At 71.9% G+C, this 21736-nt stretch carries 24 protein-coding genes, 1 tRNA gene, 1 pseudogene and 1 riboswitch; of the genes and pseudogenes, 19 read left to right on the top strand and 7 right to left on the bottom strand.

Annotated features, from left to right (window positions below; all coding sequences use genetic code 11):
• The coding region (locus NH287_RS11750) for a YgcG family protein (RefSeq protein WP_253035776.1) at positions 1-1073 on the bottom strand (1073 nt) is incomplete at its 3' end.
• Positions 1074-1225: 152 nt separating this feature from the next.
• Between NH287_RS11750 and NH287_RS11745 the strand changes: the two genes are divergently transcribed.
• The 3 genes from NH287_RS11745 to NH287_RS11735 are packed head-to-tail and all read left to right on the top strand — an operon-like array spanning position 1226 to position 3767.
• Positions 1226-2059 carry a DUF3097 family protein gene (locus NH287_RS11745; RefSeq protein WP_253035775.1) on the top strand — a complete coding sequence of 278 codons (834 nt, stop codon included), beginning with the start codon at positions 1226-1228 and terminating at the stop codon, positions 2057-2059.
• Positions 2060-2118: 59 nt separating this feature from the next.
• On the top strand, positions 2119-2865 hold the full coding sequence (gene trmB, locus NH287_RS11740; protein ID WP_217531153.1) for a tRNA (guanosine(46)-N7)-methyltransferase TrmB: 747 nt from the start codon (positions 2119-2121) through the stop codon (positions 2863-2865).
• Complete coding sequence (locus NH287_RS11735; protein WP_253035774.1) at positions 2865-3767, top strand: CPBP family intramembrane glutamic endopeptidase; 903 nt, start codon at positions 2865-2867, stop codon at positions 3765-3767. The genes trmB and NH287_RS11735 overlap by 1 nt, the downstream gene beginning before the upstream one ends.
• A 9-nt stretch (positions 3768-3776) precedes the next feature.
• Here NH287_RS11735 and NH287_RS11730 read toward each other — a convergent pair whose 3' ends face one another.
• The gene (locus tag NH287_RS11730) at positions 3777-4277 is read right to left on the bottom strand and encodes a hypothetical protein (protein ID WP_253035773.1); all 501 of its coding nucleotides are present in this window, start codon (positions 4275-4277) and stop codon (positions 3777-3779) included.
• 125 nt (positions 4278-4402) lie between these two features.
• Here NH287_RS11730 and NH287_RS11725 point away from each other — a divergent pair, with 125 nt between their 5' ends.
• The gene (locus NH287_RS11725; protein ID WP_253035772.1) at positions 4403-4885 is read left to right on the top strand and encodes a pyridoxamine 5'-phosphate oxidase family protein; all 483 of its coding nucleotides are present in this window, start codon (positions 4403-4405) and stop codon (positions 4883-4885) included.
• A gap of 98 nt (positions 4886-4983) precedes the next feature.
• The gene (locus tag NH287_RS11720; protein WP_197471560.1) at positions 4984-5139 is read left to right on the top strand and encodes a hypothetical protein; all 156 of its coding nucleotides are present in this window, start codon (positions 4984-4986) and stop codon (positions 5137-5139) included.
• 115 nt (positions 5140-5254) lie between these two features.
• On the opposite strand, the gene NH287_RS11715 is transcribed toward NH287_RS11720, so the two are convergent.
• Together NH287_RS11715 and NH287_RS11710 are read right to left on the bottom strand one after the other, a co-directional pair.
• Positions 5255-5437, bottom strand: a complete 183-nt coding sequence (locus NH287_RS11715; protein WP_253035771.1) for a hypothetical protein — start codon at positions 5435-5437, stop codon at positions 5255-5257.
• A gap of 81 nt (positions 5438-5518) precedes the next feature.
• Positions 5519-6760: an HNH endonuclease signature motif containing protein gene (locus tag NH287_RS11710; protein WP_253035770.1), complete on the bottom strand. Its 1242-nt coding sequence runs from the start codon at positions 6758-6760 to the stop codon at positions 5519-5521.
• A 75-nt stretch (positions 6761-6835) separates the two neighbouring features.
• On the opposite strand from NH287_RS11710, the gene NH287_RS11705 reads away from it, so the two are divergent.
• From NH287_RS11705 to NH287_RS11695, 3 genes are all read left to right on the top strand, one after another.
• Positions 6836-7570 (top strand): tyrosine-protein phosphatase, encoded by a 735-nt coding sequence (locus NH287_RS11705; RefSeq protein ID WP_253035769.1) that lies wholly within the window; start codon positions 6836-6838, stop codon positions 7568-7570.
• 7 nt (positions 7571-7577) lie between these two features.
• A riboswitch (guanidine-III (ykkC-III) riboswitch) is annotated at positions 7578-7641 on the top strand.
• Between the two features lie 12 nt (positions 7642-7653).
• Positions 7654-7971 carry a multidrug efflux SMR transporter gene (locus tag NH287_RS11700; RefSeq protein ID WP_217531235.1) on the top strand — a complete coding sequence of 106 codons (318 nt, stop codon included), beginning with the start codon at positions 7654-7656 and terminating at the stop codon, positions 7969-7971.
• An 85-nt stretch (positions 7972-8056) separates the two neighbouring features.
• On the top strand, positions 8057-8206 hold the full coding sequence (locus NH287_RS11695) for a hypothetical protein (protein WP_253035768.1): 150 nt from the start codon (positions 8057-8059) through the stop codon (positions 8204-8206).
• A gap of 58 nt (positions 8207-8264) precedes the next feature.
• Here the strand turns inward: NH287_RS11695 and NH287_RS11690 are convergent.
• Positions 8265-8337 (bottom strand) — tRNA-Arg (locus NH287_RS11690).
• Positions 8338-8408: 71 nt separating this feature from the next.
• On the opposite strand from NH287_RS11690, the gene NH287_RS11685 reads away from it, so the two are divergent.
• A complete protein-coding gene (locus NH287_RS11685) occupies positions 8409-9134 on the top strand; it encodes a CoA pyrophosphatase (protein WP_253035767.1) in 726 nt (241 codons plus the stop codon).
• On the opposite strand, the gene NH287_RS11680 is transcribed toward NH287_RS11685, so the two are convergent.
• Positions 9122-10126, bottom strand: coding sequence for a DUF2510 domain-containing protein (locus NH287_RS11680; protein ID WP_253035766.1), 1005 nt, complete (start codon positions 10124-10126; stop codon positions 9122-9124). The genes NH287_RS11685 and NH287_RS11680 overlap by 13 nt on opposite strands.
• 127 nt (positions 10127-10253) lie before the next feature.
• Between NH287_RS11680 and NH287_RS11675 the strand changes: the two genes are divergently transcribed.
• On the top strand, positions 10254-10898 hold the full coding sequence (locus NH287_RS11675; protein WP_253035765.1) for an NAD(P)H-binding protein: 645 nt from the start codon (positions 10254-10256) through the stop codon (positions 10896-10898).
• Between the two features lie 4 nt (positions 10899-10902).
• Here NH287_RS11675 and NH287_RS11670 read toward each other — a convergent pair whose 3' ends face one another.
• A complete protein-coding gene (locus tag NH287_RS11670; RefSeq protein WP_253035764.1) occupies positions 10903-11694 on the bottom strand; it encodes a GDSL-type esterase/lipase family protein in 792 nt (263 codons plus the stop codon).
• Positions 11695-11760: 66 nt separating this feature from the next.
• On the opposite strand from NH287_RS11670, the gene NH287_RS11665 reads away from it, so the two are divergent.
• The 9 genes and pseudogenes from NH287_RS11665 to NH287_RS11625 form a co-directional block, all read left to right on the top strand.
• Positions 11761-12585 (top strand): transglutaminase-like domain-containing protein, encoded by an 825-nt coding sequence (locus tag NH287_RS11665; RefSeq protein WP_253035763.1) that lies wholly within the window; start codon positions 11761-11763, stop codon positions 12583-12585.
• Positions 12586-12619: 34 nt separating this feature from the next.
• Positions 12620-13792, top strand: a complete 1173-nt coding sequence (locus NH287_RS11660) for a GAF domain-containing sensor histidine kinase (protein WP_253035762.1) — start codon at positions 12620-12622, stop codon at positions 13790-13792.
• Between the two features lie 29 nt (positions 13793-13821).
• Positions 13822-15489, top strand: coding sequence for an arginine--tRNA ligase (locus tag NH287_RS11655; protein WP_253035761.1), 1668 nt, complete (start codon positions 13822-13824; stop codon positions 15487-15489).
• Position 15490: 1 nt separating this feature from the next.
• Positions 15491-16264, top strand: coding sequence for a DUF2993 domain-containing protein (locus NH287_RS11650; protein WP_253035760.1), 774 nt, complete (start codon positions 15491-15493; stop codon positions 16262-16264).
• 106 nt (positions 16265-16370) lie between these two features.
• The gene (lysA, locus tag NH287_RS11645) at positions 16371-17798 is read left to right on the top strand and encodes a diaminopimelate decarboxylase (RefSeq protein ID WP_253035759.1); all 1428 of its coding nucleotides are present in this window, start codon (positions 16371-16373) and stop codon (positions 17796-17798) included.
• Positions 17795-19132, top strand: a complete 1338-nt coding sequence (locus NH287_RS11640; RefSeq protein WP_064001471.1) for a homoserine dehydrogenase — start codon at positions 17795-17797, stop codon at positions 19130-19132. Before lysA ends, NH287_RS11640 begins: the two co-directional genes overlap by 4 nt.
• A gap of 1 nt (position 19133) precedes the next feature.
• A complete protein-coding gene (thrC, locus tag NH287_RS11635; RefSeq protein ID WP_253035758.1) occupies positions 19134-20216 on the top strand; it encodes a threonine synthase in 1083 nt (360 codons plus the stop codon).
• Positions 20213-21145 (top strand): homoserine kinase, encoded by a 933-nt coding sequence (thrB, locus tag NH287_RS11630; protein ID WP_064001473.1) that lies wholly within the window; start codon positions 20213-20215, stop codon positions 21143-21145. The genes thrC and thrB overlap by 4 nt, the downstream gene beginning before the upstream one ends.
• A 164-nt stretch (positions 21146-21309) precedes the next feature.
• A pseudogene (locus NH287_RS11625) lies at positions 21310-21736 on the top strand (transcription termination factor Rho); the annotation flags it as partial.

The following is a 21736-nucleotide window of genomic DNA, read 5'->3' as shown; positions in this document are numbered from 1 at the left end:
GCCTGGTCGGGGTTGTCGGCGACGGCGCTCAGCGCCTCTGCGCGGTAGGCGGCGCGGAGCTGCGTCAGCCGGGCGTCCGATTCCGCGGCCCGCGCGCCGACCTCGGCGCGGCGCTGCTGCACGCGGGCGAGCGCCTCGGGGGCGTTCGCGGCGAGGTCCCGCAGGGCTTCGAACGCGCCCGCCTTCTCCGCCAGGGCCGCCTCGGCGGCGCGCGAGCGCGCGAGGATCTCCTCGTACCAGGCGCGGCGCTGCTCGGGGGAGTCGGGCGTCTCGTCATCCATCTTCTGCTGCAGGGCGAACGCCTGCTGCAGCGAGGCGCGCGCCGCGGCGATCGCCTGTTCGAACTCGCCCGTCGCGGCATCTCCGAACTCCGCCTTCGCGAAGCCGAGCTCCTGCGCGCTCGTCGAGATGGCGTCGTCGGTGCGGACCAGGGCTGCGCCGGCCTGTCGCTCGAGCTCCTCCAGCGGGACCTGGGCCTTGCCGGATGCCGCACCCGCCCCGCGGCGTCGACGCCGCACGAGCGCCCACACGACGAGGGCCGCCAGCGCAGCCACGACGATCACCAAGACCCAGACGAGTCCGCCGCCACCGCCCCCGGACCGGGCCTCCTGGAGCCCGTCGGCCGCGGCGGTGCCGGCGCCCGCCCAGTCGCGGTCGCTCAGGGCGGGGAGCACGCGTTCCTGCTCGATGCGTGCGACGGCGTCCGGGGAGATCGGGCCGCTCGAGTCGGCGGAGAGGTAGTACGCGCGCCCCTCGGTCGCGACCGCGAGGAGGTACTGGTTCGGACCGAGGTTGTTGCGTTCGGCGGTCGCGTTCGCCCAGTCCTCGGCGCTCGACGGATCGGTGAAGTCGTCGACGTAGACGACCCACAGGCCGAGGCCGGTGTCGTCCTGCAGCTGCGCGAGACGGGCGTCGAGGCGGGCTTCCTGCGCGTCCGTGAGGACGTCGGATGCGTCGAGCACACGGGTCTCGTCGAGGGTGACCGGCTCGGTCGCGGCGGCCGGTGCGGCGACGGCGCCGCCGAAGAGGACCGCGAGCGACACCGCCACGACGGACGTCAGGCGGGATGGCATCGTCCAGACCTCCGGGAGTCGCTTGAATGCGGTCGGAACCGCCTGTCGCGAGTCTATGCCGCGACCCGTATGCCTCGGTACCGGCATCCGACCGGAGCGCCTGTGCGTTCGCTCTGTGTTCCTCCTCTAGGCTTCCCGGTTCGGAGGTGCCGATGGACGACCGGTATGGAAGCGACGTGCTCGCCGCGGGATGGCGCGACAAGGGGCGGCCCACGGTGGCGACGGTCCCCGCCGAGCGGGGTCTCGTCGTCGAGGTCGCGCTGGACGACTTCGTGGGTGCCGTGACCGGCGTGACGGCGGGCCACGTCGAGCTCGAGGACCGGCACGGCCGTGTGCGGCTGTTCCCGATCGGCGGCGGGTTCCTCGTGGACGGTCGGCCCGTTCACCTCGTCCCGCCCCGCGCCGCAGCCCCCGCAGGACGGACCCGCACCGCATCCGGGTCCTTCGCCGACCCGCAGGCGCGGGCGCGCGTCGCCCGGGCCTCGCGCATCCTCGTCGAGGGTCGCCACGACGCCGAACTCGTCGAGAAGGTCTGGGGCGACGACCTCCGCATCGAGGGGGTCGTGGTCGAGTACCTGCAGGGAGTCGACCTGCTGGAGGATCTGCTCCGTGCCGAGCCGCCGAGTGCGGAGCGTCGCTACGGCGTGCTCGTCGACCACCTCGTCCCGGGGTCGAAGGAGACGCGCATCGCCGAGCAGATCCTGCGGGGTCCGCACGGACCGTTCCTGAAGATCGTCGGACATCCCCACATCGACGTCTGGCAGTGCGTGCTGCCGCGCGCGGTCGGCATCGCCGCCTGGCCGGAGGTGCCGCGGGGGATCGAGTGGAAGAAGGGCGTCAGCCGCGCCCTCGGCTGGCCGGCCGAGGACCAGACCGACATCGCCCACAACTGGCAGCGCATCCTCGGGTCCGTCACGACCTACCGCGACCTCGACCCCGCCCTCCTCGGCCGCGTCGAGGAACTCATCGACTTCGTGACCGCATGAGCGGGCGACGCAAGGGCCGGCCCGCGGGGGCGCGGGACACCGCGGGATACCCTGGTCGCATGCCCGACCCCGATGCGCCCGAGGCCGCGCCGCGCTTCCGTGACAAGCCGGTGTCGTTCGTGCGGCGCAGCGGCCGCATGAGCGATGCACAGGAGCGCGCGTGGGACGAGCTCTCGGGCACGTACCTGCTCGAGGTCGAGCGGGATGCCGCGGCCACCAGCATCCGCCCCGGTTCCACGATCGACCCCGCCGCCGAGTTCGGCCGCGCGGCCCGGCTCGTCGTCGAGATCGGCTCCGGGCAGGGGCACGCGATCGTGCACGCCGCGGCGGCCGACCCGGCCACCGACTTCATCGCCGTCGAGGTGTTCCGCGCCGGGCTCGCCCGCACGATGCTCGACGCCGACCGTGAGGGCGTGCGGAACCTGCGGCTCGTCGAGGCGAACGCGCCCGAAGTCCTCGAGCACCTGCTGCCCGAGGCATCCGTCGACGAGGTGTGGATCTTCTTCCCCGACCCGTGGCACAAGACCAAGCACAACAAGCGCCGGCTCATCGCCGACGGGTTCCCCGCGCTCGCCGCCCGCGCGCTGCGGGACGGCGGGGTGCTGCGGCTCGCGACCGACTGGGAGGACTACGCGCTGCAGATGCGCGAGGTCCTCGCCGGCGCAGAGGAGTTCGAGGCGACCTTCGACGGGGAGTGGGCGGCGCGGTTCGAGGGTCGCATCATGACCGCGTTCGAGCGCAAGGGCATCGCCAAGGGGCGCGACATCCGCGACCTGACGTACCGCCGCCGGCCGCGGACGCCGTGATGGTGCGCGCCCACGCAGGAGCACGTCCGCTCGTCGGTGTGCGTCTCGTGCCGGCGCTGCTCGTCTGCCTTGCGGCACCGGCGTTCTTCGTGCTGCTGACGCCCTGGCTCGGGTGGATTCTGCTCGCCGCGGGACTCGGGAGCGCTGCGCTGATGGAGCGCGGGCGTGGTGGTGAGGTCGTCTCGGTGGGGTCGACCTTCGAGTCGTCCACGCAGGTGGGCGTCGCCCGGACCCCGTCGCTCACGCGCGACCTCTCGCTCATCGCGATCGGGATGCTGATCGTCAGTGTCATCCCGTTGAAGGCCGAGCTCGACGACGCGGCGATGGTGCGCTTCACCCTGGCGCTCGGCGGCGCGGTCCTCGTGCCCTACCTCGTGTCGCGGTTCGTCTACCGGGACCATGCGATCCGGTTCCCTTGGCGCGGCGGCGGGCGGTGGACGCTGTGGCAGTGGGCCTGGCTGGTCGCGGTCCTCGTGCTCGGGTGGCTGATCCTGCCGTTCTACTTCATCACGTCGGGCGTCTACGAGAACTGGCCCGTCGTGGACACCCCCGACCTCATCGCGCGCCTGTTCGTCGGTGTCGGCGCTGTCGGCATCTGGGACGAGCTGTTCTTCATCTGCACGTGCTTCGCCCTGCTGCGCCGTCACTTCGCGGATGCGACGGCGAACGTGCTGCAGGCGATCGTGTTCGTCTCGTTCCTGTGGGAGCTGGGATACCGCGCATGGGGTCCCGTGCTGACGATCCCGTTCGCGCTGCTGCAGGCCGTCATCTTCCTGCGGACGAAGTCGCTCGCCTACGTCGTGACGGTGCACCTGCTGTTCGATGCGGTGGTGTTCGGTGTGCTCGTCCACGCCCACAACCCGGGACTGCTCGACGCGGTCTTCCTCGTTCCGGCGCCCTGACCCGGGCCGTCAGGCGGGAGAAGCGGATGCCGTCGCGCGCGCCGACGTCGCGTGCGCGACACCCCAGACGACCAGGGCCATCGCGGCGACGGCGCTCGCCGCCATCAGCACGGCGCCGCCGGGGGCGTGATCCCCGCCGCCGATCATGAACGTGTCGGCGAGCGACATCCCGGGTCCGAACGAGGCCATGACGTACGCGGGCGCTCCGCCGACGATGATCGCGAGGTACGCGGCGGCGACGGCGCGGGTCGAGGCGTGGCGGACGATGAGGGCCGGGACCAGGACGAGCAGCGCGAGGCCGACACCGACTGCGGCGAACACCCAGGGGACGGGGGTGAACACGGCCTCGCCGCGGGATGCCGCAGCCTCGCGGATCTCGTCGAGGGTGAGTCCGGGTGCGGCTGCCAACGGGTTCCAGACGGCGATCTGGAGGACGAACACGGCGGCGTACGCCGCGACGGCGACGGTCCCGGTGATTGCGAGAAGGGTGCGGAACGAGCGCGTCGCCATGGCCCGAGCCTGGCACGGGTCGGGCGGGAGCGATACCTCGCGTCGCGCATCCGATCGAGGGTGTCAAGCCCTGCGATCGCGTCGCACCCCGGTGCGAGCCTGGCGGAGAGACGAAGGAGGGCCTCATGGCCGATGAGAAGGATCCGCACGCGACACTGATCGACCTGCTGCCGAAGTTCCGCTTCGCGATGGTCACCACGATGAACGAGGAGGGTGCCCACACGGCGCGGCCGTTGACGGTGCAGGATCGCGAGTTCGACGGCGACCTGTGGTTCATCGTCGGTCGTGACTCGTCCGTCGTCGCGCATGTCGCCGCCCGTCCTCAGGTCGGCGTCGCGCTGAGCACGAACGATGCCTGGGTGTCGATCGCCGGCAACGCGGAGGTGGTCGACGACCTCGCGCGGCTGCGCGAGTACTGGACGCCCGCCGTCGAGGCGTGGTTCCCCGACGGGCCCGAGGACCCGAACGTCACGCTGCTGAAGATCGATGCGGTGTCGGGGGAGTACTGGAGCAGCCCGGGAGGGGTCGTCGCCTCGGTGGTCAGCCTCGTCAAGTCCAAGATCACCGGTGAGCCGTACGAGGGGCGTAACGCGACCGTCGACCTCTGAGTGTCGCCGGCGGATCGGGTCTGTCAAGGCCCTGAGCGGGACGCGGGCGGCTGCGTAGCGTCGCCGGCACGTGACCGACAACGACCGGAAGGACCGCGATGAGCGACACGAACGGCTCGGACGAGCACAACACGCAGGGTGTCCCCGACGAGGGCGCTGACGCCGACACCGCGTCCGGCGGATCGCCCGACGAGAACCCGCCCGTCACGACGGACGAGGACGGTACCCCCATCGAGAACCCGTCGGGCGGCTGAGTCCGCCCGACGCAAGGCCTGCCGTCGCACGAGGATGTCCGTCTTCGTGCGACGGCAGTTCCGTATGCGGGCATCGCTGAGCCGGTGCGGATGCCGCACCCTGCCGCGCCGGGTGTCAGAACCGGGCGAGCAGGGACGCGCCGAAGGTCACCAGGAGGGCGACGGGGACCACGAGCAGACCGATCGCCGCGATGCCGATGGCGACGATCGTGCCGAGCACCGACAGCACGGCCGCCGAGGCCGCGCCGCCCGAGCGGGCGACGGAATGCGAGCGTGTGGAGAGGGTCGCGGTAGCCATACTCCGACGCTACGAACCGGCGCTCGCCGGCGCGTCCTTCGCAAGGGTGGCCGGGGTCATCCTCGGGGATGATGTCGGCCGTCAGAACGGTGGTGGTCCGGGTGGGTCGGTGGTGAAGGTGGGGATGCGGCGTTCGGGCCTCACGAGGTAGACCCGGCCAGCGGGTGAGGTCCATTCGAGTGCGCCGCCGGGTTTTGCTCTGACCTGCCAGTCGGAGTGGTGTTTGAGGGTGTGATGCCCGCGGCACAGCGGTGCGAGGTTGTCGGCGGCGGTGCTCCCGCCGTGGTGCCAGTCGACGGTGTGGTCGAGGTCGCACCGGTCGGCGGGGATCCCGCAGCCGGGGGCCATGCACCGCGCGGCCCGCCAGGTGACGAGCCGTCGCAGGTCGGCGGGTGGCCGGTACTGCTCTCGCCCGACGGAGAGGACGACCCCGGTTTCGGGGTGGGTGAGCACCCGCATCCACCCCGACGCCGCCCCGCACAGTTCCCGCGCCTTATCGAGCGGGATCGGGCCGACACCGTCGACCTGCGCGGCCGGGCCGTCACCGGTGAGAAGCGTCAGGGCGGGGACGGTGATCGCGACGGTGGGACGGATCCCGCGTGCGGAGTCGGGGAGCGCGTCCGTCTCCCCATCGAGGAGCAGATCCCCGAACACGTCCGCGCGCTTCTGATCCAACGTCCGCTCATCGTCGGCGGAATCGAGAGTCTTCGCGATCGCGGTGAGACGTCCGGCGATCGCATGCGCTTCCACTGCGGGGAGGTGTGCGGTGAGCCATGCCATCCCATCCACCCCCGCATCCACCCGCACGTGCCGGTGCGCGACGGCCGCGGCGTGCTGCTCGGCGAGGGTGGCTTCCTGCTCGCGGTCGACGATGCGTTTCATCGCCCGCCGGAACGGCCCGGTCGGCAGCTCCTGGGCCAGGCTCAGCACCTCAGACACGAGCCCCGCGGTCACGTCGTCGAGCTGGTCGAGCCCGTCGACGATGATCGTCGCGTGGGTGTCGGTGATGTCCGCACGGCTCATCGCCTCCCACACCTGCGGGTACCGGCGCAGCAGCGCGTGCCCGACACCCATCAACCGTCCCGCGGCGTGCTCGGTGATCCGCAACGCGGCGGCGACTTCGAGCCGCACCGACCGTTCCACGAACGCGACCGGCTCGTCCCGACGGCGCGCGTCGGCGATCGCGTCATCCCACAACTCGACGATGCACGCGTACCGCTGCGCGGCATGGATGGTCGCCATGTCCGCACTCAGCACCACCCAGTCAAGCGTCGACGGGATCCCCTCCGGGACCTCATCGCGACGATCGGCTGAACTGGACATAGTCCCAGACTAGGAGGGGGTTCCGACATCGCTTCCGGCACGGTGCCACCCCCCCCGGCGTGGCAGGATCGCCACATGCAGACGGCTCTGGGGATCGATGGGTTGGCCAACGCGAGAGACCTCGGTGGGCTCGAACGGACGGACGGTTCCCGCACGCCGACCGGCGTCTTCATGCGGGCTGAGACGCTCGACCGTGTGACCGACGCCGGGTGGGATCGCCTCCGAGCGCATGGCTTGGGAACCATCGTCGACCTCCGCCGTCCGAGTGAACGAACGGCGTCCGTCCCCCGCGACATCGCCGTCCGGCATGTCGATCTCGACGGGAACGAACGGCACTTCTGGGAATCTCGCGAGAAGGACGCACAGTGGGGAACTCCGCTGTACTACCTGGACCACGTCGGGGAGCTGCCGCATCGGCTCACGGGTGCCCTCGAGGCGATCGCTCGAGCCCCTACGGGCGGCATCCTTTTCCACTGCGGCGCAGGCTGGGATCGGACCGGCCTGCTGGCTGCGGTCCTGCTGAAGGCCGCCGGTGTGACCGAGGATGCCGCGACCCGCGACTACCTCTCGTCGTTCGCCAACGCCGTGGCCATGGCGGAGCTCCACAGCCGTTCGTTCGACGTCGCTGAGCGTCTGAGCGTCCTCGACCGCTTCGGGCATACGCCGGAGTCCGCCTTCCGCGACATGTACCGCCGGCTCGATCTCGACGCGTGGCTGAGCTCGTACGTCGACGGCGACACCGCCAGGGCCATCACGACGTGGCGCGGCGCCATCGCCTCTGCACCGGATTCGCACAGGGAGCCTGGATAGACTCGGCGGCGGGCCCCGACCGGGCCCCCGGACGAGGGTTCAGTACCCGGTGAGCGACAAGACTGGCCAGGAGGTCAGTGATGTTGTCGTGGATCGTTCTCATCGTCGCCGGGATGCTCGAAGCCGTGTGGGCCACCGCGCTCGGGCGCTCCGAAGGCTTCACGAAGCTGTGGCCGACGGTCACCTTCGGTGTCGCGCTCGTCGCCAGCATGGGCGGTCTCGCCTTCGCGCTGCGCGAGATCCCCACCGGGACGGGGTACGCCGTGTGGGTCGGCATCGGGGCATCCCTCACCGTGGTCTGGGCGATGGTGACGGGCGCCGAGTCGGTCTCCGTGGTGAAGATCCTGCTCATCCTCGGCCTCGTCGCGTGCATCGTCGGGCTCAAGCTCGTCTCGGATTGACGCGCCGCGCTGTCAACCCCGGGCATCCGCGCGAGCGTCGCGTTAGCGTCACGTCCACAGAGGACACCGACCGACGGAGGGCGACATGACCGGCGACGACCGCAGCATCGATGACAACGCGTACGAGGGGCCGGATGTGGAGCTCCCCACCCACGACGGCGCGGTACCGGGCGGCGTGCCGCCCTTCGGCCACCCCGTCCATTCGGACGAGGACCAGGATTCGCGCGAGGACTGAGGTCCTGTGGAACGACGAAGGGGACCCGGCGCGATGCCGAGTCCCCTTCGCTTCCGTGTGCCCCCGGAGGGATTCGAACCCCCGACTTCTGGTACCGGAAACCAACGCTCTATCCCCTGAGCTACGGAGGCGTACCGATCGAGACTATCACCGGTGCGGCCGCTCCCGCGCGCACGTCCGCGCCGTCGCCTAGCCTGAAGCGATGACCTCCTCCGCTTCCGCCCCGACCGCGCGGGAGCAGCTCGTCGGCCTCGTCGAATCCGTCGCGAGCGGCGCCGCCCAGCCGGGTTTCGAGGTGCTGCGTTCGATGCCGGAGGTGCCGGGTGCCCGGCCGGCGGCGGTGCTCATCCTGTTCGGCGTCCTCGACGAGGTGCCGGCCGACCGCGACGCGGCCGAAAATGCCGTCTCCCGCGATCTCGACGTGCTGCTGCTGTCCCGGGCCGAGACGCTCCGCGCCCACCCGGGACAGGTCGCGTTCCCCGGCGGACGGGTCGATCCGGGGGATGCGGATGCCGTCGCGGCATCCCTCCGCGAGGCGTGGGAGGAGACGGGGCTCGAGGTCGACGGGGTCGACGTCCTCGGCACGCTCGAGCCGATCCCGCTCGAGTTCTCCCGCCACCTCGTGACACCCGTGGTCGCGTGGTGGCGCCGCCCGTCACCCGTGCGCGTCGTGGACGAGGCCGAGTCGGCGGACGTGTTCCGCGCTCCCGTCGCCGATCTGCTCGACCCCGCCCACCGGGGCGTCACCGTTGTGCGGAGCGACCGGGGCGAGTTCCGAGGGCCCGCGTTCCTCATCCCGACACCTCGCGGCGACCGCCTCGTGTGGGGGTTCACCGCCATGATCCTGGCGGGCCTGTTCACCCGGCTCGGCTGGGAGGAGCCGTGGGATGCGGGCCGCGTCATCCCCCTGCCGGGTCAGAACGCGTAGAAGTTCGCGTAGTCCGACAGCAGCAGGTCGGTCGCATCCTCCGGGACGAGGTAGGCGACGAGACCCTCGACCGTCTCGCCCTCGGCGATCGTGCCCTGGTCGACCAGCAGCGTCGTGTCGTCAGGCGGCACGACGTACGCACTCGGGTAGCTCATCCCGTCCGGGGTCGCGACCGACAGGTCGTACGACGCGTACGACGCCTCGATGCCCTCGGGATCGAGTCCCGTCACCGTCATCTCGACGAGGACGTACCGCATGCCGGTGATGTCCCTCTCGTTGTAGGCGTTCCACCCCAGGATCTCGTCGGTGGCGTCCTCGTCGACGAGCCGGACGTCGGCACGGTACTCGTCGCGCGACGACGGACCCGCCACGTACGGCAGGGGGAGCGGGTCCTCCAGGGACCCGGGACCGGTCTCGGGGGCGTACGGCTCGAAGCCGCGGTCCGAGGGGGATGCCTTGGGTGCCGGTGCCGCGCCCGCATCGGGATCGCTGTACGACGGGCTCGGTGCCCAGATCAGGGAGCCGATCGAGATCGACACGATGAGCGCCCACGCCAGTCCGAGGCCGGAGAGGACCGTGCCCGTCACCGCGAGCGCCTTGCGCTGCCGGCGGACGAGGGCGATCACGCCGATGACGGCGCCGGTCAGGGCGATGAGGAGTCCGAGGAACGGGATCCACGCCGACAAGAAGGCCGCGATGCCGAGCACGAGTGCCGCGACCGCCCACCCCTGCGGCGCGCTCGGCGCCAGGACGGGGCCGCCGTACGGTGCGTACCCCGCCGGCGGCGCTCCGTACGGTGCCGGCGGCGCTCCGTAGGGCGCGTGCGGCGGCACCGGGCCGTACGCGCGCACGGGACCCTGCGCCGGAGGAACGGCGGCGGCGTCGGCGGGGAGGAACGGGGGAGCGGCGTGCCACGCGGCACCGTCCCAGTAGCGGAGTTCGTTGCCGGCGTGCGGAGCCGGATACCACCCGGGAGGCGTCGTCTCGCTCACGTCCGTGTTCCCCCTCGTCGATGCATCGGGAGCCCACCGGCCCCTTCCACGTCGAGCGTACAAGCGCAAGGGGACGCGCCTCCGGGGCTGTCCACCGTAGCGTCGAGGCGGTAGGAAGGGAGCCCACATGGCACGCATCACGATCATCGGGGGACACGGGAAGGTCGCGCTGCTGCTTGCGCCGCTCCTGGTCGAGGCCGGACACGACGTCACGTCCGTCATCCGCAACCCGGAGCACGAGCAGGACGTCGCCCGCACGGGCGCCCGCCCGGTCGTCGCCGACGTCGCGGCATCCGATCTCGACGCCCTCATCGATCTGCTGGCCGACAGCGACGCGGTCGTCTGGTCCGCCGGCGCCGGTGGCGGCTCGCCCGAGCGCACCTACGCGGTGGATCGGGATGCCGCGATCCGATCGATCGACGCGGCCGTCGCCGCTGAGGCGCGCCGCTACGTCATGGTGTCCTACTTCGGCGCCGGGCCGGATCACGGGGTCGACCCGTCGGACGGCTTCTACGCGTACGCCGAGGCGAAGGCGGCGGCGGACGAACACCTGCGGGGCGCCGACCTCGACTGGACGATCCTCGCGCCGTCAGCGCTGACCCTGGATGAGCCGACGGGGAGGATCGACGCCCGCTCCGACGAGGGGACCTCGGTCCCGCGTGCGGACGTCGCCGCCGTGATCGCGGCGGTGCTGGCGGAACCGGCCACGATCGGACGGACCGTCTCGTTCAACACCGGCGACGTGCCGATCGCCGAGGCCATCCGGCCGTGAGAGGTCAGGGCCGGACGGGCGCCGACTCGTCCTCGGTCGGGGCGACGGCGTCGGTGCTCGCGCTGCGGTCGACGAGCGCCTGCTGAAGCCGCTCGGCGAGGTACGCGTGACCCCGGTCGGAAGGATGCCGCTTGCCGGCGCCGACGTCGATCACGTCGAGGTAGTTGGCGGGGGTGACCCACTGCTCCTGGAGCGGCGAGATGTACCACCAGTGCCGGTCGGCGGCCGCCTCCTGGAGGTCGCGGTCGATGCGGGTGGTGCCCTCGTCGATCGGGAACTGGTGCGGGGTCGGCCCGAAGATCACGATCTGCGCGTGCGGGTACAGCCGGGCGAAGACGTCCCAGGTGGCGTCGACGGCCTCGCGGTAGCCGCGCTCGCCCTGCTGACGGTCGTTGATGGAGCCCTGGATGATGATCAGGTCGTAGTCGGCGGCCGGGTCGAGCCACTTGGCCCGCGTGCGGAAGTCGGGACCGTCCCACCCGGGCTTCATGTAGCCCGAGCCGCGCACGCCGTCGACGGTCACGTCCCATCCGGTGAGCCGCCCGAGGCGGTACGCGTAGCCGTCCGTGGGGACGGTCGCTGCCGCGCCGTAGGTCCAGGAGTCGCCGAAGACGAGCACGTCGGGGTCGGCGGGGAGCGAGAGCGGCTCGACGGTGGAGACGCCGTCCGATGAGGAGGCGGCGTCGACGGCGGAGATGCTGCGCCACGGCTGCCACGCGGCGAGCGCGACGATGGCGGCGACTCCGACGGCGATGATCCCCAGTCCCCACCCCCGAGCGCGTCGTTCAGAGGTCATGCGACGAGGGTAAGCGATGATCCCCGAACTCGCCGAGCACGATCTTCACCGTGGGAGGATTGCTCGGTGCAGCGTGTCGTCACGGCGGAACTCGACCTCGATCTCGAGGGCGAGCTCGACCTCATCCTCTCCGTCGCCGTGGCCGCCGGCACTCCGCTCGCCCACGAGCGCCTCCGCATCCTGCGGAACGGCGAGGATCTGCCCGCCGTGACGGTGACGGATGCCGTGGGCACGCGGTTGCACCGCCTCCGCGTGGGGGCGGGCCCCGTCCAGGTGCGGTACGAGGCGCGCGTCGACGGGCCGCTCGCCGTGGCTCCGGCCTCCGATCTCGACACCGCCGTCTACCTCCGGCCGAGCCGCTACGCCCCGTCGGACTCCGTGTTCGCGCAGGCGCGCCGCCAGTTCGGTGGGCTCCGCGGCACCGACCTCCTCGCCGCCGTCGAGTCCTTCGTCGCCGAGACCGTGACCTATTCGCCCGGTCTGTCGCTCGGCACCGACTCGGCCGTCACGACGCTCGCCACGGGGCAGGGCGTCTGCCGCGATTACGCGCACCTCGTCATCGCGCTCCTGCGGGCGATGGACGTCCCCGCCCGCTACGTCGCGTGCTACGCACCGGGTCTCGTCCCGATGGACTTCCACGCGGTCGCCGAGGCGTGGATCGACGGGCGCTGGCTCGTCGTCGACGCGACCCGGCTGTCGAACCGTCGCGGGCTGGTGCGCATCGCGACGGGGCGGGATGCCGCGGACTGCGCCTTCCTCAGCTATTACGGGGCGAACCTGGCGCTGCGACGACTCGTCGTGGACGCGCGCGTCGATGCCGACGACGCGGTCGCCGCCGCGGCATCCGATCCGCAGCGGGACGATCGGGCAGCGCTGGTCTCGATCGGGTGATTAGGGTGATGCGTAGGACATCGGGGAGGTGCGGGTGAAGACCGCAGATGACGCCATTCGGCGAGCGATCATCGAGGACTACCGCGTGCTGGGCGAGGCCCCGGAAGCGGACCTCCAAGGCCTGGTGCAGCTGGCCGCCACCGTGTGCGGCGTCCCCACCGCGGTCATCAACCTCATCGACGATCGGTTCCAGCATCAGATCGCGGCGGTCGGTATCGAGCCGGCCGTCTGCAGCCGCGAGGACTCGATGTGCGCGGTCGTGTTCCGCAAGCCGGGTCACACCGTCGTCACCGACGCGAGCCTCGACGAGCGTTTCGCGGGCAATCCGTTCGTGACCGGGGAGGTCGCGAACGTCAAGTTCTACGCCTCGAGCCCGCTCATCACCCCGATGGGGGTGCCCATCGGCACCATCTGCATCTTCGACGAGGTGCCCCGTGAGCTCCCCGAGGACGAGAGTGCGGCGCTCGCCCTCATCGCGCGCCAGATCGTCGACGTGCTCGAACTGCGACGCATCACGCGGGAGCTCGGCGAGTCGAACGAGCAACTCGAGAACTTCGCGGCGCAGGTCGCGCACGACCTCCGCAACCCGCTGACCGCGCTCACCGGATACATCGAGCTCGCCGCGGACGTCCCCGAGGTCGCAGATCTCCCCGCGGCGTCGCGCGCGCTCGCCCGCGCCGAATCGGTCGCCGACAGAATGTCGGGGATGATCGCGCGGCTGCTGGACTACGCGCGCATCGGCGGATCGCCCATCCGTCGTACCGCGGTCGACGTCGAACCGCTCGTCGCCTCGACGATGGAGGACCTCCGCAGCGCGGGCGAGGACAACGGTGCCGAGGTGACGGTCGAGGCATCCGTCCCCGTCCAGGCCGACCCGACCCTGGCAAGCGTCCTCGTGCAGAACCTCGTCGGGAACGCGGTCAAGTTCGCCGGGACCGGCGGTCGCCTCCCGCGGGTCGTCGTCTCGGTCGGAACGGTCGCGTCCGGCGTGCGCATCGTCGTCGACGACAACGGCCCGGGTGTCCCGGTCGCCGAGCGGGAGCTCGTGTTCGAGCCCCTCGAGCGCGGATCGAATGCCGAGGCCCCCGGCTGCGGCATCGGCCTCGCGACGTGCCGTCGCATCGTCGAGTCCCACGGCGGCCGCCTCGGGATAGACGATTCGCCGCTCGGGGGAGCCCGCATCTGGGTCGTCCTGCCGTCGGCGTGAGGACCTCCCGACCGTAGACTTGTCGGGTTATGACTCCCGACGCCCTCTCCGCCGCCCTCCTCGCCGCCGTCCTCCCGCTCGTCGAGGCGCGACGACCCGGCGCCGGTGAGGCGCTCACCGTCGCCGATTTCCCGGTCGAGCGTCCGAAGAACCGCGATCACGGCGACTGGGCCTCCAACGCCGCACTGAAGCTCTCGAAGCAGATCGGAGCGAACCCGCGCGAGTTCGCGGCCGAGGTCGCCGACGCGCTCGCCGCCGTCGACGGGATCGCCTCGGTCGAGGTCGCCGGTCCCGGGTTCATCAACATCCGACTGGATGCCGCCGCCGCCGGCGCGCTCGCGAAGACGATCGTCGACGCCGGTGCGAGCTTCGGACACGGGCGCACGCAGGCGGGCAACACGATCAACCTCGAGTTCGTCAGCGCGAACCCGACCGGTCCCATGCACATCGGCCACACGCGGTGGGCGGCGCTCGGCGACGCGATCGCGCGTCTGCTGCTGGCCAGCGGCGCGACCCTCGTGCGCGAGTTCTACATCAACGACGCCGGTGCGCAGATGGATCGCTTCGGCCGCTCGGTCCTCGCCCGCATCGAGGGCAAGCCGACGCCCGAGGACGGGTACGCCGGCGCGTACATCGACGACCTCGCGACACGGGTCGCCGCCGCCGAGCCGGGTCTGGGCGACCTGCCCGAGGCCGAGCGCGTCGCGGTGGCCCGGGACAGGGCCTACGAACTTCAGCTCGCGGAGCTCCAGGCATCCCTCGAGAAGTTCAACGTGCACTTCGACGTCTTCTTCAGCGAGCGCACGCTCCACGCGAAGAAGCCGGACGGCGGCCCGAGCCTCGTCGACGAGGCCGTCGACCGCCTGCGCGCGCAGGGCCACGTGTTCGACGCCGAGGGTGCGGTCTGGGTGCGCACGACCGACTTCGGCGACGACAAGGACCGCGTCATCCGTCGGTCCAACGGCGAGTACACCTACTTCGCCGCCGACGCCGCCTACTACTTGAATAAGGGCGACCGCGGCTTCGCGCACAAGATCTATCTGCTCGGCGCCGACCACCACGGGTACGTGCACCGCCTCAAGGCGCTCGCAGGGGCTGCCGGCGACGACCCGGAGAGGGACATCGAGGTGCTCATCGGGCAGCTCGTGTCGGTCAACGGCGCGCGCCTGTCCAAGCGCGCGGGCAACATCATCGAGCTCGACGACCTGCGCGAGTGGCTCGGCACGGACGCGCTGCGGTACTCGCTCGCGCGCTACCCGGCCGACTCACCGCTGACGCTCGATCCCGAGATCCTGCAGAAGCGCACGAACGACAACCCCGTGTTCTACGTGCAGTACGCCCACGCGCGGACGCACAACGTCGCTCGGAACGCCGCCGACTCCGGCGTCTCGCGCGACGCGTTCGCCCCCGAGCTCCTCACGCACGAGGCCGAGTCCGCTCTCCTCGGCGCCCTGCAGGAGTTCCCGCGCCTGGTCGCCTTCGCGGCCGAATTGCGCGAGCCGCACCGCATCGCGCGCTACCTCGAGGAGCTCGCGAGCCTCTACCACCGCTGGTACGACTCCTGCCGTGTGACGCCCCTCGGCGACGAGGAGGTCACCGACCTGCACCGCACGCGTCTGTGGCTCAACGACGCCACCGGCCAGGTGCTGCGCAACGGTCTCGACCTGCTCGGCGTGAGCGCGCCCGAGCGGATGTGACATGACGACCGTCACGGCGCCCCGCCGACGTCGCCGCGGCTGGGTCGTGGTGATCGTCGTCGTCGCGGTGCTCGCCGCCCTGGTGGTCGCGGCGGAGTTCGCGGCGCGGGCGATCGTGCCGCAGGTCGTCCGCTCGCAGCTGATCGAGAACCTCGGCCTGCCTGCGGACCAGGCGATCGACGTCGAGATCCCCGGGCTCGTCCTGCCCCAGCTCGCCGTCGGCAGCATCGCTCAGATGAGCGTGTCCGCCGACGATGTCGACGTCGAGGGGATCTCGGGCGATGTCCGGGTCGACATCCAGGATGCCCCGGTCCGGGGCGGCGACTGGAGCAGCGCCCGCGCCGTCGTCGTGCTGGACGAGGACCAGGTCCGCACGATCCTGTCGCGGGTGGACGGTTTCCCGGTGGACGCCTTCCGCCTCGCGCCCCCCGAGGTCGCCCTCGATACGGAACTGAACCTGTTCGGGGCCGCCATTCCACTGGGTGTGCGCCTGTCCGCGGCCGCGGAGGACGGCGACCTCGTCCTCTCGCCGACGACCTTCCGGCTCGGCGACGTCGACGTGAGCGCCGACGCGCTCCGCGAGCAGGTCGGGCCGCTCGTGGGGTCCTTCGCGCAGAGCTGGCCGGTGTGCCTCGCGCAGTACTTGCCGCGGGCGCTCACCCTGACGGGCGTCGCCGTCGAGGAGCGCGGGGTCGTCGCGACCTTCGACATCGACAGCGCGATTCTGCGCGACGAGACCGCGCAGCAGCCCGGTTCCTGCTCCGACGCCTCGTAGCGTCACGGGGCCGGGGGCGGCGGCCGGGGTGCCCTAGACTGTGGGCACCGTCGGGGCGTGGCCACACCGCCCGACTATCCCGTTCCCACCCGATTGGTGCCCCTGCGTGTCCACCGCCTCCGACCGTCCCGCCGTGCCCGAGTGGCTCTCGAAGCCGGATGATGCGAATGCGCTCGTCGAGGCCGTCTGGCCCGCCGGCGCGACGCGCGACGACACCGGCGCGCTCGTCCTCGGTGGCGTGCCGGCGACCGAGCTGGCCGAGCGGTTCGGCACGCCGCTCTACGTCGTCGACGAGGATCTCGTCCGCGCCCGCGCCCGCGAGGTGCTGACGGCGTTCCGGGATGCCGCGGCCCGCCACGGCGGCACGGCGCGGGTCTACTACGCGGGCAAGGCGTTCCTCACGACCGACGTCGTGCGCTGGGTGACCGCGGAGGGCCTCGGCGTCGACGTCGCCAGCGGCGGCGAGTTGGCGGTCGCCCTGGCCGCGGGCGCGGACCCGCGCCGTCTCGGACTCCATGGCAACAACAAGCTCCTGCCCGAGATCGCCCGCGCCGTGCGCGCCGGCGTCGGCTCGATCGTCATCGACTCGCTCGTCGAGATCGAGCGGATCGCGGCCGAGGCCGCCTCCCAAAGCGTCGTGCAGACCGTCCTCGTCCGCGTCAACAGCGGCGTCCACGCCGAGACGCACGACTTCCTGGCGACCGCCCACGAGGATCAGAAGTTCGGCTTCGCCCTGACGGATGCCGAGGCGGCGGTCGCCCGCATCCGCGAGCTGCCTTCGCTGCGCTTCGCGGGGCTGCACTGCCACATCGGCTCGCAGATCTTCGGCACGGCCGGGTTCGCCGAGTCCGCCGCCCGCGTCGTCGAGGTCCACGCGCGGCTGCGCGAGGGCGGCGAGGTCCCGATGCTGAACCTCGGCGGCGGCTTCGGCATCGCCTACACGTCGAAGGACGACCCGACCCCCATCGCGGAGCTCGCCGAGGGGATCGTCGCGGCGGTCGCCCGCGAGTGCGCGAGCCGCGGCATCCCTCTTCCCGAACTCGCGTTCGAGCCGGGACGCGCGATCGTCGGCCGCGCCGGCGTGACCCTGTACTCGGTCGGCACGGTGAAGCCCGTCCGCGTCTCGGACGACCTCGAGCGGCTGTACGTGAGCGTCGACGGCGGCATGAGCGACAACGCGCGGACGGCGCTGTACGGCGCCGACTACAGCGCCCGCATCGCGAGCCGTCGCAGCGACGCGGACGCCGCGCTCGCGCGCGTCGTCGGTCGGCACTGCGAGGCGGGCGACATCGTCGTCGGCGCGGAGTACCTTCCGGGCGACGTGGCCCCGGGCGACCTGCTGGCCGTCGCGGCGACCGGCGCGTACTGCTTCTCGCTCGCGAGCAACTACAACTACCTGACGCGCCCTCCCGTGGTCGCCGTCGGCGGCGGTGCCGCCCGGCTGATCGTCCGCGGAGAGGACGAGAACGACCTGCTGGCGCGCGACCTCGGCGTCGCACCGGCCGCATCCCGCACCACCGAGGAGTCCGCATGATCGAACCCCGCCGCCTGCGCGTCGCGCTGCTGGGAGCCGGTGCCGTCGGCTCCCAGGTCGCTCGCCTGCTGCTGACCCACGCCGACGAGCTCGCCGACCGCGCCGGTGCACCGCTCGACCTCGTCGGGATCGCCGTCCGCGACGTGGACGCCCCGCGCGAGGCCGACCTGCCGCGCGATCTGTTCACGACCGACGCCGACACCCTCATCGCCGGCGCCGACATCGTGATCGAGGTCACCGGCGGTCTCGAGCCGGCGCGCACCCGGATCCTCCACGCCCTGTCCTCCGGCGCCGACGTCGTCACCGCCAACAAGGCGCTGCTGGCCACCCACGGCAGTGAGATCTTCGACGCCGCCGACCAGGTCGGCGCGACCGTCGCCTACGAGGCCGCCGTCGCCGGCGCCATCCCGATCATCCGTCCGCTGCGCGACTCGCTCGCCGGCGACCGCGTCCGCCGCATCATGGGCATCGTCAACGGGACGACGAACTACATCCTCGACCGCATGGACCGCGAGGGCCTCGGCTTCGACGAGGTGCTCGCCGAGGCGCAGCGGCTCGGGTACGCCGAGGCCGACCCGACGGCGGATGTCGAGGGCTACGACGCGGCGCAGAAGGCCGCCATCCTCGCGAGCCTCGCCTTCCACACGACCGTCCCGCTCGAGGCCGTGCACCGCGAGGGCATCACGGCGGTGGATGCCGGCGTCATCGAGGCCGCCCGCAAGGCGGGCTACGTCGTGAAGCTGCTCGCCGTCTGCGAGCGTCTCGTCGACCAGCCCGACGCTGCGCCCACGGGCGAGGCCATCTCGGTGCGCGTCTACCCGGCGCTCGTCCCGCGCGAGCACCCGCTGGCGTCCGTCCACGGCGCCAACAACGCCGTGTTCGTCGAGGCCGAAGCCGCCGGCGACCTCATGTTCTACGGCGCCGGCGCCGGGGGAGTGCAGACCGCGTCGGCCGTGCTCGGCGACGTCGTCTCGGCCGCGCGTCGTCACGTCGCCGGGGGGCCGGGTGTCGGCGAGTCGACGCGGGCCGGACTTCCGATCGTGCCGATCGGCCGCATCCGCACCAGCTGCCAGATCACGCTCGAGGTCGACGACCGACCGGGCGTCCTGGCCACCGTCGCGGGGATCCTCAGCGACGGAGACGTGTCCATCGCGACCGTCGAACAGACCACCTCGGGCGACGCCGTCGTCCGGGACGGCGGGGATGCCGTCGCGCACCTCGTCATCGGAACCCACACGGCCCGGGAGCAGGACCTGGCCGACACCGTCGAGCGGCTCGCTGCCACCAGCGCCGTGCGCCGGGTGATCTCGGTCCTGCGCGTAGAAGGAGACTGACATGGCACACGTCTGGCGCGGAGTCCTCCGCGAGTACGCCGATCGACTGGGCGTCACCGACGCCTCGACCGTCGTGACGCTCGGCGAGGGCGGCACCCCCCTCATCCCCGCCGCGTCGCTGTCGCGCATCACCGGAGCCGACGTCTACATCAAGTTCGAGGGCATGAACCCGACCGGCTCGTTCAAGGACCGCGGCATGACGGTCGCGCTCTCGCGTGCCGTCGAGCACGGCGCCGAGGCCGTCATCTGCGCCTCGACGGGTAACACCTCGGCATCCGCGGCAGCCTACGCGGCGCACGCCGGCATCACGGCGGCCGTCCTCGTGCCCGAGGGCAAGATCGCGATGGGCAAGCTCAGCCAGGCCGTCGCCCATGGCGGCAAGCTCATCCAGATCCGCGGCAACTTCGACGACTGCCTCGAGATCGCGCGCGAGCTCGCCGTCGGCTACAAGGTGCACCTCGTCAACTCGGTCAACCCCGACCGCATCGAGGGGCAGAAGACCGCCGCCTACGAGGTCGTCAGCCAGCTCGGCGACGCCCCCGACTTCCACTTCATCCCGGTCGGCAACGCCGGCAACTACACCGCCTACTCGCGCGGGTACCGCGAGGAGGCCGAGCGCGGCGTCGCGACGCGCGTGCCCCGCATGTTCGGCTTCCAGGCCGAGGGTTCGGCGCCGCTCGTGCGCGGCGAGGTCGTCAAGAACCCCGAGACGATCGCCTCGGCCATCCGCATCGGCAACCCCGCGTCGTGGGACCTCGCTCTCGAGGCCCGCGCGGCGACCGACGGGTGGTTCGGCGCGATCGACGACGAGCGCATCCTCGCGGCGCAGAAGCTGCTCGCCGGGACCGTCGGCGTCTTCGTCGAGCCGGCCTCCGCGATCAGCGTCGCGGGTCTGCTCGATCGTGCCGAGGCCGGCGTCATCCCGAACGGCGCCAAGGTCGTGCTGACCGTCACCGGCCACGGCCTGAAGGACCCGCAGTGGGCGCTGCGCAACGCCGACGGCTCGCAGGTCGAGCCGCTCGTCGTGGATGCCGCGACCAGCGAGGTCGCGTCCGCGCTCGACCTCACGCGCGTGGCGGGATGACGCTCGCCGGGCGCAGCGTCGCCGTCCGCGTGCCGGCCACGAGCGCCAACCTGGGCCCGGGCTTCGACACGCTGGGCCTCGCCCTGAGCGTCCACGACGAGCTCGTCGTGACCGCGCTCGACGCGCCGGGGCTCGAGATCGAGGTCACCGGCGAGGGCTCCGCGGACGTGCCGACGGACGCCTCGCACCTCGTCGTGAAGTCGATGGCGTACGCGTTCGAGGCCGTCGGCAGGCCGATGCCCGGCATCCGACTGCGCGCGCACAACGTGATCCCGCACGGCCGGGGCATGGGATCGTCGGGGGCCGCCGTGGTCGCGGGCCTCCTCGCGGCGCAGGGACTGCTCGAGGGGGACGTCACCCTCGGGCCCGAGACCCTGCTGCGCCTCGCCACCGAACTCGAAGGGCACCCCGACAACGTCGCCCCGGCGCTGTTCGGCGGTCTGACGATCGCGTGGATGGACCAGGACGGTCCGCAGCACAAGAAGCTCGCGGTCCACCGCGGTGTCTCGCCCCTCGTGTTCGTTCCCGAGTTCACGATGTCGACGTCGGTCGCGCGGGGACTCGCGCCGCTCCACGTCACCCGCGAGGACGCCGTCTTCAATGTCTCGCGGTCCGCGCTGCTGATCGCGGCGCTCACGCAGAGCCCTGAGCTGCTGATGGCGGCGACCGAGGACAAGCTGCACCAGTCGTACCGGGCGCAGGCGATGCCCGCGACCGACGCGCTGGTGCAGTCGCTCCGGGGCGCCGGTTTCGCCGCCGTCGTCTCGGGCGCCGGCCCCAGCGTGCTCGTCCTGGCCGACGGCCCCGGACGCCGCCTCGAGGCGGTCGAGTTCGCGGCGCGGTCCACGGACACGCCATGGAAACCCCTGCTGCTGGCCGTCGATGTCCGGGGTGGTACAGTGAAGGACCATACGGAGGATGCCACGTAATCACGTGAATCTGCCCTCCATCGCAATCTGCGAACCACCGCACACCCCCTTCTGACGGGCCTGCGCAACTTCTGTGCCTGCGCGAACACCCCGCTGAGGAACCGGATCTGTCGTGGACGGAACCACCTGCGGTTATGACTTTCCACATCTGAAAGGGAGAACTCGTGGAGTCCATCTCCGAGATCCAGACCGGCGACGACGTCGCCACCGGCGGCACCGTCGCCGACGAGACCACCGCCGATGCCACCGCCGAGTTGGCCGCGCCCGCGACCGAAGAGACGCCCGTCGAGGACACCCCCGCGGACGAGGCGCCCGCCGCCGAGGCGCCCGTCGAAGAGGCCCCCACCGCGGACCCCGCCCCCGTCGCCGACGAAGAGGTCGCCGCTGCGCAGCCGGTCGACGAGACCCCGGCCGAGGAGAAGCCCGCCGAGAAGCCGGCGAAGGCGCCGCGCAAGCGCGCTCCGCGTCGCGCGAAGAGCACCGATGTGCCGGCCGCCGATGCCGCCGTCGCTGCCGACGCTGCGGAAGCCCCCGCCGTCGAGGCCCCCACTGCCGAGGCCCCGGCCGCCGACGCCGCCGAGACTCCGGCCG

Origin of the sequence: Microbacterium sp. CnD16-F (assembly GCF_024124465.1) — a bacterium.
Classification (GTDB): domain Bacteria; phylum Actinomycetota; class Actinomycetes; order Actinomycetales; family Microbacteriaceae; genus Microbacterium; species Microbacterium gawkjiense.
This window is presented reverse-complemented; position numbering and strand designations above follow the sequence as displayed.